General features: G+C 41.2%; 10 protein-coding genes and 1 pseudogene. 8 read left to right on the top strand and 3 right to left on the bottom strand.

The annotated features are described in order from the left end of the window. Positions 1-153: 153 nt before the first annotated feature. The 3 genes from B9L23_RS02580 (at position 154) to B9L23_RS02570 (ending at position 4,849) form a co-directional block, all read left to right on the top strand. Complete coding sequence (locus tag B9L23_RS02580; protein WP_089096841.1) at positions 154-2,181, top strand: penicillin-binding transpeptidase domain-containing protein; 2,028 nt, start codon at positions 154-156, stop codon at positions 2,179-2,181. A 299-nt stretch (positions 2,182-2,480) separates the two neighbouring features. Continuing rightward, a complete protein-coding gene (locus B9L23_RS02575) occupies positions 2,481-3,644 on the top strand; it encodes a CaiB/BaiF CoA transferase family protein (RefSeq protein ID WP_062754839.1) in 1,164 nt (387 codons plus the stop codon). Next, positions 3,644-4,849, top strand: coding sequence for an acyl-CoA dehydrogenase family protein (locus B9L23_RS02570; RefSeq protein ID WP_211278790.1), 1,206 nt, complete (start codon positions 3,644-3,646; stop codon positions 4,847-4,849). Before B9L23_RS02575 ends, B9L23_RS02570 begins: the two co-directional genes overlap by 1 nt. A 32-nt stretch (positions 4,850-4,881) precedes the next feature. On the opposite strand, the gene B9L23_RS02565 is transcribed toward B9L23_RS02570, so the two are convergent. Continuing rightward, entirely contained in the window at positions 4,882-5,199 is a 318-nt protein-coding gene (locus tag B9L23_RS02565) for a DUF3870 domain-containing protein (RefSeq protein WP_012749167.1), read from the bottom strand. A 314-nt stretch (positions 5,200-5,513) separates the two neighbouring features. Here B9L23_RS02565 and B9L23_RS02560 point away from each other — a divergent pair, with 314 nt between their 5' ends. Next, the gene (locus B9L23_RS02560; protein WP_089096839.1) at positions 5,514-6,161 is read left to right on the top strand and encodes a LytTR family DNA-binding domain-containing protein; all 648 of its coding nucleotides are present in this window, start codon (positions 5,514-5,516) and stop codon (positions 6,159-6,161) included. 300 nt (positions 6,162-6,461) lie between these two features. Then, entirely contained in the window at positions 6,462-7,988 is a 1,527-nt protein-coding gene (scpC, locus tag B9L23_RS02555; protein ID WP_089096838.1) for a succinyl-CoA:acetate CoA-transferase ScpC, read from the top strand. 357 nt (positions 7,989-8,345) lie between these two features. Here scpC and B9L23_RS02550 read toward each other — a convergent pair whose 3' ends face one another. Further along, entirely contained in the window at positions 8,346-8,534 is a 189-nt protein-coding gene (locus tag B9L23_RS02550; protein ID WP_089096837.1) for a hypothetical protein, read from the bottom strand. A 188-nt stretch (positions 8,535-8,722) separates the two neighbouring features. Beyond that, positions 8,723-9,175 (bottom strand): annotated as a pseudogene (locus tag B9L23_RS20860) (RNA polymerase sigma factor); the annotation flags it as partial. 299 nt (positions 9,176-9,474) lie between these two features. Between B9L23_RS20860 and B9L23_RS02535 the strand changes: the two are divergent. From B9L23_RS02535 to B9L23_RS02525, 3 genes are all read left to right on the top strand, one after another. Continuing rightward, positions 9,475-10,860, top strand: a complete 1,386-nt coding sequence (locus tag B9L23_RS02535) for an L-cystine transporter (RefSeq protein WP_089096836.1) — start codon at positions 9,475-9,477, stop codon at positions 10,858-10,860. A 512-nt stretch (positions 10,861-11,372) separates the two neighbouring features. Then, entirely contained in the window at positions 11,373-11,906 is a 534-nt protein-coding gene (locus tag B9L23_RS02530) for a rhomboid family intramembrane serine protease (RefSeq protein WP_141103833.1), read from the top strand. 204 nt (positions 11,907-12,110) lie between these two features. Then, positions 12,111-13,451 carry a TrkH family potassium uptake protein gene (locus B9L23_RS02525; RefSeq protein ID WP_062677533.1) on the top strand — a complete coding sequence of 447 codons (1,341 nt, stop codon included), beginning with the start codon at positions 12,111-12,113 and terminating at the stop codon, positions 13,449-13,451. Positions 13,452-13,469: the final 18 nt, after the last annotated feature.

Here is a 13,469-nt window from a genome sequence, read left to right as displayed (position 1 = left end):
TCTAGTATCCATATTTTTTATTTCTCCACGATCATTTCTTTCCCATTCACTGTTATTCATTACCTTTTATGTTATAGTTAATATAAATACCGTTAACTTCCAACATGTAAACAGCAAATATTATATGATTTAAACACGATTGGGGGAAAATGAATGATCAAAAGAGGAATGGTGTCATTTTTCATCATCATGATTAGTTCCATTTTATTATCTTCCTGCAGTGAAAAACCTTCACCGCATGATGCATTGCAAAAATATACGAAATTGTGGACAAACCAACAATTTGAAGACATGTATGCGATGCTATCTAAACAAGCAAAACAAAACATATCAAAGGAAAATTTTATAAATCGCTATAAAAAAATTTATAAAGATATCAAAGTAACTAATTTATCGGTAAAACCATTGCCAGCAGAAGAAAAAAAAGAGGACGATAAGAAAGAACAAATCAAACTCCCTTTTTCCGTAAAAATGAACACAATTGCCGGCCCGATCCAGTTTGAGCATGAAGCATTGCTTGTCAAAGAAAAACAACACGATGACGAGCAATGGTATGTTCAATGGGATACGACATATATTTTTCCGCAATTACAAAAGGGGGATAAAGTTCTTATTGCCATTACCGCCGGAAAACGCGGGGAAATATACGACCGCAACGGGCTGCCGCTCGCGATGAACGGAGCCGCCTACGAAATCGGCATTGTTCCTGGAAAAATGGGCGAAAACGAGGAATCCATTAAAAAACAGCTTGCCGAGCTGCTCCATATCCCTGTCGAATACATTAACGAAAAATTAAACGCCGCTTGGGTACAGCCTGATTATTTTGTTCCAATTCAAAAAGCGGCAAAATCGGAAACCGCGCTATTAGAAAGCGCCCTCAACATCCAAGCTGTAGCAGTAAAAGAGGTAGCAGAAAGGGAATATCCATTCGCGGAGGCCGCAGCCCATCTGGTTGGATATATCGGCAATATTACAGATGAAGAACTAAGCAAATTAAAAAACAAAGGATATTCGCCATCCGACCGCATAGGAAAACGCGGGCTCGAGGAACTGTTTGAAGAGCGTCTCAAAGGACAAGACGGCGCTAAAATCTATATCGAAAAAAAAGATGGTTCGACAGTGACGGTCGCTGAATCTAAACCAAAAAACGGAGAAACAATTACTCTTACGATCGATGCCAAACTGCAAAAAACGATTTATGAAAATATGAAAAGAAGAGCTGGAACCGCCGCTGCCATTCACCCGTTGACCGGCGAAATTCTCGCCTTAGTCAGCTCCCCTTCGTTCAATCCAAACGAGTTTGTACTCGGAATTTCAGCAGAGGAATACAAAAAATTAGAAAATAATCCGCTAAAACCGTTAATTAATCGTTTTGCCGCCACCTATGCGCCTGGGTCAGCCATCAAACCTATTATCGGTGCAATCGGCCTTGAAAAAGGCATCATTACTCCTGAACAAACGAAAACGATTGTCGAAAAAAAATGGCAACCGAAAGACGGATCATGGGGAAATTACTTTGTGACAAGAGTAAGCGATCGTTTACAAAACGTCAACCTCCAAAATGCGCTCATTTATTCCGATAATATTTATTTCGCCATGGCCGGTCTGGATCTCGGACCGAATAAATTGAAAGAAGGGTTGCACTCATTCGGATTTGGCGAAAAATTGCCGTTTCCATACCCGATTCCATCTTCGCAAATATCGAATACAGGCGAGCTGAAGACAGGTCCACAACTGGCGGATACCGCCTATGGCCAAGGACAAATGCAGATGAGCATTCTTCATCTTGCCGCTGCATACACACCGTTTGTAAACAATGGTGATTTATTACAACCAATTTTAGAAAAAGGACAACAAAAAACCGTTTGGAAACAACAGATCATTTCGGCAAAAACTGCGAGCATCATCGCAGAAGGGCTAAAACAAATAGTGGCCAATCCAAATGGAACCGCACATGGCGCTTATATGAAAGATATTATATTGGCAGGAAAAACCGGGACCGCTGAATTGAAAGATAAAAAAGGAGAAAAAGGAAAAGAAAATGGGCTGTTTGTCGCATACAATGCCAATCATCCTGACCTTCTCATTGCCATGTTAATAGAGGATGTACAAAATGATCATGGCAGCAAATACGTTGTAAATATCGTGAAAAACATTTTTCAAACGGTAAAATCACATTAACGGAGTTCCATCACGAGCTCCCTTTATTCCGGATAATTTTTTGACTATTTACAATTATAAATTTATTATTTATAATAAAACTTAACAAGCCGTCTCCCGTCGGTTTCGCGGCTGACGCTACACAGGCGGTATTAGCACGACGAGGACTCGACAATTTTATACTGCTTCATAATAAAGAACTGTTTCGGTCTGACCAGCATTTCTTTGCCGAAATGCTCCCTCAGGTCGTGAAAGCCGGTTCCTTTCTTCACGAAGAAAAGGAGCCGGCTTTTTTATTCGCTCGTATAGGAGGTGGACGAATGCCAGGAGCGTTAGACGGCGTCCGCATTTTAGATATGACGCGTGTCCTCGCAGGACCCTACGCCACGATGATTTTAGGCGATCTTGGCGCTGATGTGATTAAAGTCGAAGCACCGGGCGGATCGGATGATACAAGATTTTGGGGCCCTCCCTTTCAAAACGGAATGAGCGCCTATTACACTGCGGTCAACCGCAACAAACGAAGCATTACTGTTAATTTGAAAGAAGAAAAAGGAAAAAACATCATTCGTCATCTTGCCAAAACAGCAGACGTTGTCATTCATAATTTCAAAACAGGAACAATGGAAAAATTAGGACTTGATTACGACCATCTCTCATCCATCAACTCGCGACTCATCTATTGCTCGATTACCGGATTTGGAGAGACAGGCCCATACCGCCATTTACCTGGATATGATTATATTATCCAAGCGATGAGCGGATGGATGAGCATTAATGGCACCGCATCATCAGGACCGCTTAAAGTCGGAGTAGCCATTACCGATGTCTTTACCGGTTTGTATGCGGCAATCGCTATTCAAGCGGCTCTCCTCGCCCGTGAAAAAACAGGACGCGGGCAAAAAATTGACCTTTCGTTATTCGACTCGGCGATCAGTGCGCTCGTCAACGTTGCGGCTAACTATTTAATGTCTGGCAACGTACCAACGCCTTTAGGAAACGAACATCCGAACATTGTTCCGTATTCAACGTACGAAGCAAGCGACGGGCCGATTGTAATCGCCGTTGGGAACGATCGGCAATTTCAGGCGTTTTGCGGGCTTCTTTCCGACCCGACAATAGGAACAGATCCACGCTTTCAAACGAATCCAAGCCGTGTTGCCTTCCGCGAAGAACTCAACAGACGCATTAATGAAGAAGTGAAAAAACGGACGCGGGCAGAGTGGCAGCGCCTGCTTGCCGAAAAAGGTATACCGTGCGGCCCGGTGCAAAATCTTGAACAATTGTTCCAGCACCCACAGACGCTAGCCCGCGACATGGTCATTACGATGAAGCATGAAAAGGTGGGGTCTCTGCAGCTTGTCGGAAGCCCGCTCAAACTATCCGATACAAAAATATCGTACCGTCTGCCGCCTCCGCTTGCCGGAGAGCATAACGACGAAATTATAAGAGAAATCATGAATGAAACGGGGGAGGATGTATGATGATGAATTTCGATTTTACTCCGGAACAAGAAATGCTTCGCAGCACCGTGCGCAAATTTGTCGATAAAGAAATTATGCCGTACATCAAAGAATGGGATGAACGGGGATATTTTGATCCAAATATTTTCAAACGGCTTGCAGAATTAAACTTAATGGGCGTATGCATTCCGGAAGAATACGGCGGAATGGGCATGGACTACAACTCGCTTGCAATCGTCTGTGAGGAGTTAGAACGCGGTGATACCGCGTTTCGCACTGCCGTCTCCGTACACACAGGATTAAATAGCTTAACCTTGTTGCAATGGGGCACAGAAGAACAAAAACAAAAATATCTCGTTCCGCAAGCAAAAGGAGAAAAAATTGGCGCTTTCGGCCTGACGGAGCCAAACGCTGGATCGGATGTTGCCAGCATTTCCACAACAGCTGTTCGCGATGGGGACTACTACATTTTAAACGGGCAAAAAACATGGATTTCCCTTTGTGACATCGCCGATCACTTTATCGTATTTGCCTACACCGATAAATCGAAAAAACACCGAGGCATCTCTGCTTTTATTGTCGAACGGACAATGCCTGGCTTTTCATCAAAAGCGATTAAAGGAAAACTAGGCATCCGCGCCGGCAACACAGGTGAGCTGTTCTTTGACAACGTCCGCGTCCCGAAAGAAAACCTACTTGGCAAAGAAGGAGAAGGGTTTAAAATCGCCATGTCTGCGCTAGACAACGGAAGATTCACGGTTGCTGCCGGAGCGGTCGGCCTGATTATGGCTTGCTTGGAAGCAAGCGTCAAGTATTGCCATGAGCGCAAAACGTTCGGCAAAGAAATCGGGAGACATCAGCTTGTGCAGCAAATGATCGCCAGAATGGAAGCAGGATTGCAAATTAGCCGTTTGCTCGTCTATAAAGTAGGGTTTTTGAAAAATCAAGGCCGCCGCACAACAAGAGAAGCATCACTCGCAAAGTGGATCGCGTGCGACTTCGCTAATCAAGCAGCCGACGATGCCGTCCAAATTCACGGCGCGTACGGCTACTCCAACGAATACCCTGTCGAACGCTATCTTCGAAATTCAAAAGCGCCGGTCATCTATGAAGGAACAAGGGAAATCCATACGATTATACAAGCGGAATATGTGCTTGGCTACCGTCAGGATAAACCGCTGCGCAAAATGCTTCCGCCTTGGAATCCGGATTCGGTGAAACTTTAACATAAAAAGGCCCTCGCTTGTACGAGGGCTTTTTACTGTGTATTTTCCTGCATTTTGCAATATTGCTTGTATAAATCTTTTAGCGCCGCACACAACGCCGAATTCGCCTTTCCTAAATACCCTTCATTCAGCTGCTCTAAAATGGAATCAATCCCGTCCCTTAGCGAGTGGCCTTTAAGCAGGCGTGCAACATAATCGCGCCCATGTTCTGTTGCCAGCGTACACGAAGCGTCGACAATCACCCCGTACTTTTTATCAATTTCCGCCGTAATCGTCAGCGTATCATATACGCTTTTTGCCGCCATTCCCGCCGGCAGCCTTGCGTGTCCTGCAATAAATTGCGTGTTCATCTTCCTCTCCCCTTACGTAAAGATGTCTACTATAAGATTATAAAACAACATTAATCATAATTTTTTTAAATATATCGACAAACTTTTTTGATCATAAATTTGCTTGCACTGTTGTCATCATCTATCGATTTTCTTATCCGCTCTTTATGGACGTGCAACAATAATGCTATAATGTGCTCAAACGAACGCCTCGGATGGAAAGTAAACGCAACGGGGGGCTTGTATGTCTCCATCCTTTAGCAAAAACATACAAGTCGTCAGAAACCCCGCTTCAAACGAAGTAAAGTGGCAGATCGTTCACTAGGGGTGGTAACATGGACCGATTTACTGTTTCCTCGATTGTAAAAGTGATGAATGAATTATTTCCTAAAGAAGCTTCTTTCGTGATTTCGGATGATAAGCGCTATATTTATTACCAACCAAGCAAACAAATTGATTTAAAAATTCGTCCCGGAGACAAAATCAAACCGGAATCGGTCACTTACAAAGCCTTGACCGTTCAACGGAAAATCGCAGAGCAAAAAGATAGCCGTGTTTTTGGCGTACCTTATTTCGGGATATCGGTCCCAATTTTAGATGATGGCAACCCGAAAGGCTGCGTTACCGCAATATTGCCAAGAAAGCCGATGCTTACAATGCCTTATTTAACGATCCGAGTGACGGATCGTTGGCTGCCTGTTCCTTTCGAGAGCGTGATCTATTTAGAAGCCCAAAACCGGAAAACATTCGTAAAATCGAGTTATGCGCAAGGCTACCATAAATACAACTTAACCGAACTGGAATTTTCCCTGCCTGATGATATATTTGTTCGGTGTCATAGGTCATATATCGTTAACATTCATCACATTACAGAGATTCATCCCGATTCGCATTCTACTTTTTTATTGGTGATGAAAGACGGCTCAAGAGTACCCGTGAGCCAAACATATGCAAGCCATTTTCGGAAGCTGCTCTGCTTTTAATGTGTATAACTGCACATCAAAACAGTTTCTCCCACTATACAGCTCCCTTCCTTTTGCCAATCCTTGTAAAGAGCTCATGGAAAGTGAGCTCTTTATTTATGGAAACAGCTTGCTTTTCCATAACTATTTCACTTATGTTTTGCAATCTATGCGGTAATGATTTTCTTTGCTATTTTTTCTCCTTTATGTATTAAAAATTCTTTTTTAGTTGCAAAGAAAGCCCTTTTATTCACTTTTGAATGATTTTTCGCAACTAAATAGCTAGAATATTTTAAAAAATGAAATAAGAGGTGAGCAGCATTGGATAAACAAATTTCCGAGTTAATCGGTGATTCCCGTTTAAGGAGCCGAATTGTAACGGCAGAAACAGCAGCATCATGGATTAAAGACGGTATGACGCTCGGCTTGAGCGGATTTACCCGCGCGGGCGATGCCAAGGCAGTTCCTTTTGCGCTGATTGAAAAAGCAAAACAACAACCCTTAAAAGTAAACGTATATACAGGCGCCTCACTAGGCTCGGACGTTGATAAAATGATGGCAGAAGCAGGAATTATCAATAAACGGCTTCCGTTTCAAGCCGATTCTGTTATGCGCAAAAAAATTAACCAAGGGGAAATCTTGTTTATTGATCAACATTTATCACATACCGCAGAATTAGTGCGTTCAGACGTATTAAATCCTATCGATTTCGCAATTGTGGAAGCGGTTTCGATAACTGAAGACGGAATGATCATCCCGTCTACTTCCGTAGGGAATTCTTCGATCTTTGTGAAAAAAGCCCGACACGTTATCGTCGAATTGAACACAGCCCAACCAAAAGAACTAAAAGGACTTCATGACATTTACGAAGTCGGCAAACAAGGGAAACGAGAACCGATACCTTTAACAAAAGTAGACGATCGAATCGGGACAATTGGCATTTCAGTAGATGAGGATAAAATTATTGGAATCGTTTTGACAAACCAACTTGATTCACCATCCACGATTGTACCTCCAGATGCGGAAACAGCTGCTATAGCGAACCATTTAATCAATTTTCTACGAAAGGAAGTCGCAGCAGGCCGACTTTCCGAAAATTTAGCGCCGATTCAGGCAGGCATTGGTTCTGTTGCGAACGCTGTCCTTTACGGTTTATTGGATTCGGAATTTTCTAATTTAGAAGTTTATTCAGAAGTTCTTCAAGATGCCATGTTTGACCTCATTGATGCGGGAAAAGTCCGGTTCGCTTCCGGCTGCTCTATTACTTTGTCTCAAAACAAAATGAAACAAGTGTATTCCAATTTAGATGCTTACCGAGACAAGCTTATCCTTCGTCCTCAAGAAATTTCTAATCATCCAGAAATCGTTCGCCGTCTCGGGCTCATTTCCATCAACACAGCCTTGGAAGCAGATATATACGGAAATGTTAATTCTACACATGTTCGCGGCACAAACATGATGAACGGCATCGGCGGTTCAGGTGACTTTGCACGCAATGCACGCCTTACCATCTTCGTGACAAAATCCATTGCAAAAAATGGGGCTATTTCAAGCATCGTTCCATTCGTATCGCACGTTGACCATACCGAACATGACGTTGATGTGATTATCACGGAGTATGGTTACGCCGATCTTCGCGGGTTGGCGCCAATCGAACGCGCACCTCTTATCATTGAAAATTGCGCACACCCGGATTACCGTCCGCAGTTGCGTGAATACTTCAAGGAAGCGCTTAAGCGCGGAGGCCAAACACCGCACGTCCTTGAAAAAGCGTTCTCTTGGCATATCCATTATGAGAAATACGGAACAATGATGGAACCAAAATATCAATTGCAAACTCAACAATAAGATATGAAGAACGGGGTAGCCTTCACAAGGATACCCCTTTCATCAAACCACACATGCTCTACTATATTCCATTTACACTTTCAACATACGTTGAAGTACTTTTTCTGGCATATTTTGCATCATCCAGAATCATGACTTTGTATTTTCCTATACGTTGGAAGACGCGGAAACCGCCATTTTGATAAAAGTTCTTCCCCTCCCTAAAGATGAACCCAATGGAGATGATCAAATTCACTAAACGTTCTTCCCCTTTACTTCAGCAAAAAAAGCATTACTCCTGTTTATTGAAGTAATGCTCCCATTAGCCACCCACTCCTTATTTCTCAGCTCCACAGATAATGAAAGAGAGTTCAATAATTATAAAAAAGGAATGTTGTCATGATTCTGTTTAGTATTGTGCATATAAGTTTCTACATAAATTCTTTCCGAATCTGAAGCATTTTTTGCCCCCTCTTCGGGGTCTATTTTCATATTTCTTTTTTTTGCAATAAAATCGATAATGCCTCCCAAGAGAAGCAGTCCAACGATTAGTATAATCCATCCCATTTTACCACCTCCAGCTTTTATTTTATTATATTTTTAACACTTATTGATAACAACTCCATTTACTGGATGAAAAGAAAATGCGGCTTAATGTAGGGTATAGTGGAACAAAAAAGCAATCTCTTTAAAAGTGGGGTAACCTTTATCAGGATACCCTCCCATCAAACATCAAATACTATAGTAGTCTATTGTTATTGCTGTTTATCGGGCTCTTTCGTCACCTGAAACTGCTTTAGCATGTTGTCAAATCTAGCTCCGTGTCCTTCGCTCGCCTCGACAAAGTAATGCTGCTCGATGACGAACGTTCCTCCCTGACCGTTATCGACAAGATAATACTTTGCTACTTCATCATTCCATTGCCGACCGCTTTCCCCGTGAGCATGCTGATCTACATTAGCCATTCGCGCATAATCATCTATATAATCGCTCATCGCCACCATTTTTGCTTGCTTTTTCATCAGCCGATTGCATTCATTAAGCAAAATCCGGTAAAACCAAGGCTTAAACGCTTTGGCCGGATCGAAACGGTCAATATGATCATACACACGGATAAACGTTTCTTGCACCGCATCCGCGGCGTTTGCCCTGCTTTTTGTAACTACTATAGCCACCCTTAAAGCGTATTCCGCATATAAATGATAAAGCTCGGCAAACGCCTTCTCATCCCCCTACTGAATCCTTTGGATGATTTCCTTCTCCATCTCTCCACCTCCTCAGTGCTGTTTTCACTTTATATACCCCGATAAAAAGCAAAATGTTTTCGTTTTCGATAGCAAAATCTTAATAAATTCTGTAATAAAGAAAGAAAAACATCTAATAGCCATTCATGAATTTTTTTATTAGCAATAGCAATTTCCTATAAACTTTTCATACGATAAATAAAGCTTACTTGACATATCGGCTTTTAATCATTAAAAATTCTATGTGTCAGGAGGGATTAACAATGAATGTTTACCTAATCATTCTCAACATTGCTGTATTGCTATTATTGATTGGTGTTTTGGCCTATATGCAAAAGAAACATATTTCCTTCTCCAAACGGGTGTTTACTGCCCTTGGACTAGGAATCGTCTTTGGGTTCGCATTGCAGGGAGTGTACGGGGCTGATTCCGCTATCGTCCAGCATTCCACCCAATGGTTTGACATTGTCGGTACAGGATATGTAAAGCTATTGCAAATGATTGTTATGCCATTAGTTTTTATTTCTATCGTTATGGCGTTTACCAAACTTTCTATATCTAATAATTTAGGAAAAATCGCCACGCTCATTATTGGGCTATTACTAGGCACTACGGCGATAGCTGCTTCTATCGGTATCATGACCTCATTAGGCTTTCAATTAGAGGCAATGGAAATTCCTTCAGGAGAGGCGGAACAGGCACGTGGACAGGAGTTAGAACAAAAATATGAACAAATTCAAAACCTGTCTTTCCCGCAAAAAATTATCGAACTGCTTCCGGCAAACCCATTTTTAGATTTCACGGGACAACGTAGCACATCCACCATAGCGGTGGTTATTTTTGCGGCCTTTGTCGGCATTGCTTATTTAGGAGTTGCCAGAAAACAGCCTGAACAAGCGGAAATGTTCAAAAAAATAGTGGATTCCTTGTACGCTATTGTCATGCGTATCGTCACGTTAGTGCTCCGTTTAACACCTTACGGAATTTTAGCCATTATGTCCCGAGTGACTGCGACAAGCGATATCGACGCAATTGCAAAACTAGGGAAATTTGTCGTCGCTTCCTATATTGCACTTTTCGTTATGTTTGCGATTCATTTGCTAATTTTGGCGCTTGCGGGACTAAACCCTATTACTTACGTAAAAAAAGTGCTGCCGGTACTATCGTTTGCATTCACTTCCCGTTCAAGCGCAGCCACTCTTCCATTGAATGTGAAAGCACAAACAACCGCACTTGGCGTTCCGGAAGGCATCGCCAACTTTGCCGGCTCATTTGGTCTGTCAATTGGGCAAAATGGCTGTGCCGGCATTTATCCTGCCATGCTTGCAGTAATGATTGCACCAACCGTCAACATCGATCCAACTTCTCTTGCCTTTATTTTGACGCTTATTCTAGTCGTCACCATCAGTTCGTTTGGGGTTGCAGGCGTTGGCGGTGGGGCTACGTTTGCGGCGATTTTAGTGCTGTCGACTATGAATCTACCAGTAGCATTAGCAGGATTGCTCATTTCCGTAGAGCCGTTGATTGACATGGGAAGAACTGCCCTAAACGTCAGCGGAAGCATGACTGCCGGTGTAGTCACCAGCCGCATCACTAAAGAATTGAATTTAAATATCTATAACGGAGAAACGCAAAAACTAGAAGCATAAGGCTTGGATATGTTTCTCGCTTTCCCACCACGTCAAAACTGCCAGCTGCACTTGCGCGGTAAATGAAAGAAGAAGGCCTAAATATGGTAAACTGGCATCTGTCAAACAGATACGTGCAAAAGAATTACGGTATGGGTTCAGTATTCAACAGAACCCATGCCGTTTTATAATAATAATGGCTTGTTGAACTTCTTCAACAGTTTGCGACAAAATTGAAACATGTCATGGCACGACAGATTATAGGGAAGAACAGAATTTCTTACATAATCTGTGGTTCTGCAAAGTGAGGCATGAGTGGTTGACGAATGGATTTAGTTTATGAAGGAAGTTAGGACCTTTTTGTTGTAGTAAAAGGCAGTTATATGTAGTATTGACATTTAAAAAAGGATTATAATTTATAACAAAACATTCAGAAAGCTGGTGAGAGGTTGTTCAGAATAACAGAAGATTTTCCTACCTTTATAAGACGATATCCAGTTACCACCCTAATTGTGGGAATCTGCACCATTCTGATGATTATTACTACATTCATGGGAGGGTATAATATCAATACAATTGCTCAATTAGGGGGATATGATAAACAACTGATTAATAGAGGACAGATATGGCGGTTATTAACTTATGCATTTGGTCATATGAGTTATGCTCATTTCTTTTTAAACATGCCTTTTATTCTAATATTCTCTCGTCCTCTTGAACGTATTTTAGGTAGCATAAAATTTCTTTTGAATTATGTATATATGAGTGTTTTTGCATCTATAATAATTCATTTCTTTTCTGATTATCCTATTCCATTAGCAGGTTCTTCTGGGCCCGGCTATGGATTATTGGGAATGTATATATTTTTAGTTCTTAAACATCGTAATAAATTTCCTACATACGATAAGAGGTTTATTATTACGTTTACTGTAATGGGTTTTATCATGACTTTTTTGATTCCCGGAATAAGTATTTCAGGTCATATAGGTGGATTTGTTGGAGGAATTCTTTTGTCTCCTTTTGTATTTAAGAAACAAAAGGATTTGGAATTTAGCATTAGTGGATAACGTTTATATTTCAGAGTCAGGATTCATCACATTTTTGATATCGCAGCGCTTACTGCAATATAATGCAATATAAAAAGATTTGTTAGTGAATTTATCAGAATATATCCAATCTTTATCAGACATACTACTATTAAATGAGTGATATTTGGTATGATAACCATTTATTTCAAAAAATAAAAAATTAATGGAGTAAGGAAGAAGAACATGAATAAGAAAAGAATGTTTTATTTAGATCCACCTAAAATATTGGTATTAGGGTTTAGTTTCATTATTCTTATTGGTGCATTTCTTTTAACTTTACCTGCAGCAACAGTAGATGGGAAGGGGCTTCCGTGGTTAGATGCTTTATTTACGGCTACTTCTGCTACTTGTGTAACTGGCTTGGTCGTTGTGGATACTGGTACGACGTTTACATTATTTGGGCAATTAGTCATTCTAGCACTGATTCAAATTGGCGGATTAGGATTTATGACCTTTGCCACCCTTTTTGCTTTGATCTTAGGTAAAAGAATTTCATTAAAAGAAAGGTTATTAATAAAAGAATCATTAAATAATTTGTCAATTGATGGCGTTGTTCGGCTAGTGAAAAGAATATTGATTTTTACTGCCGTTATCGAGCTGATTGGCGGTATTTTGCTTGCGATTCGTTTTTCCTTTGATATGCCGTTGCCTAAAGCAATTTATTTTGGCTTTTTCCATGCCATCTCAAACTTTAATAACGCGGGATTTGACTTAATGGGGGATTTCAGAAGCTTGACCGGCTACGTGGATGATCCGCTGGTGACTCTCGTCGTATGTACTCTCATTACACTGGGCGGCATTGGTTTTATTGTTATGAATGAAGTATATGAGTACCGTCAGACGCGACGTTTTTCTTTACATACAAAAATCGTGTTTGTTATGAGTTCGATCTTGGTTGTTTTTGGAACTATTCTTATTTTTATTTTGGAATATCATAATCCGAAAACATTGCAACCATTATCACCATTAGGAAAATTTTTAGCATCCTTATACCAAGCGGTTACACCGAGAACGGCTGGTTCGAATACACTGAATATCCCGGATTTAACGCAGCCGACTCTCTTTCTCATCATCTTTTTAATGTTTATAGGAGCATCTCCTGGATCAACAGGCGGGGGGATTAAAACGACGACCTTTGCTACTCTGTTAGGCGCGGTTTGGTCAAATATAAAGGGCAAAGAAGATGTAATTTTTTTCCGAAACCGTATATTGTATGACACTATTTATAAAGCTCTGACCGTAACAGTAAGCGGCTTATTTGTTGTCATGATGATAACGATGCTTCTAACGATAACTGAACCGAATAAAGACTTTTTGATGATTTTGTTTGAGGCAACGTCGGCATTTGCTACAGTAGGGTTATCGATGGGGTTAACGCCTGAATTATCTCCTGTCGGAAAAATTCTTATTATATTAACCATGTTTGCAGGAAGGGTAGGCCCTTTAACGATCGCTTATGCCGTTACTTTACATCGAAAACCGGATCCATTTAAATTTCCAAAGGGAAAGATTATGATCGGATAGTAATTTATATCATAAAGG

The organism is Parageobacillus galactosidasius (assembly GCF_002217735.1).
Taxonomy (GTDB): domain Bacteria; phylum Bacillota; class Bacilli; order Bacillales; family Anoxybacillaceae; genus Parageobacillus_B; species Parageobacillus_B toebii.
This window is presented reverse-complemented; position numbering and strand designations above follow the sequence as displayed.

Excerpts from the sequence above, each read along its gene's own strand:
- B9L23_RS02525 (WP_062677533.1), top strand. The coding sequence starts at position 12,111 with ATGAATAAGAAAAGAATGTTTTATTTAGATCCACCTAAAATATTGGTA.
- B9L23_RS02530 (WP_141103833.1), top strand. The coding sequence starts at position 11,373 with ATGATTATTACTACATTCATGGGAGGGTATAATATCAATACAATTGCT.
- B9L23_RS02565 (WP_012749167.1), bottom strand. The coding sequence starts at position 5,199 with ATGAACACGCAATTTATTGCAGGACACGCAAGGCTGCCGGCGGGAATG.
- B9L23_RS02570 (WP_211278790.1), top strand. The coding sequence starts at position 3,644 with ATGATGAATTTCGATTTTACTCCGGAACAAGAAATGCTTCGCAGCACC.
- B9L23_RS02560 (WP_089096839.1), top strand. The coding sequence starts at position 5,514 with ATGGACCGATTTACTGTTTCCTCGATTGTAAAAGTGATGAATGAATTA.
- B9L23_RS02575 (WP_062754839.1), top strand. The coding sequence starts at position 2,481 with ATGCCAGGAGCGTTAGACGGCGTCCGCATTTTAGATATGACGCGTGTC.
- B9L23_RS02580 (WP_089096841.1), top strand. The coding sequence starts at position 154 with ATGATCAAAAGAGGAATGGTGTCATTTTTCATCATCATGATTAGTTCC.
- B9L23_RS02535 (WP_089096836.1), top strand. The coding sequence starts at position 9,475 with ATGAATGTTTACCTAATCATTCTCAACATTGCTGTATTGCTATTATTG.
- B9L23_RS02550 (WP_089096837.1), bottom strand. The coding sequence starts at position 8,534 with ATGGGATGGATTATACTAATCGTTGGACTGCTTCTCTTGGGAGGCATT.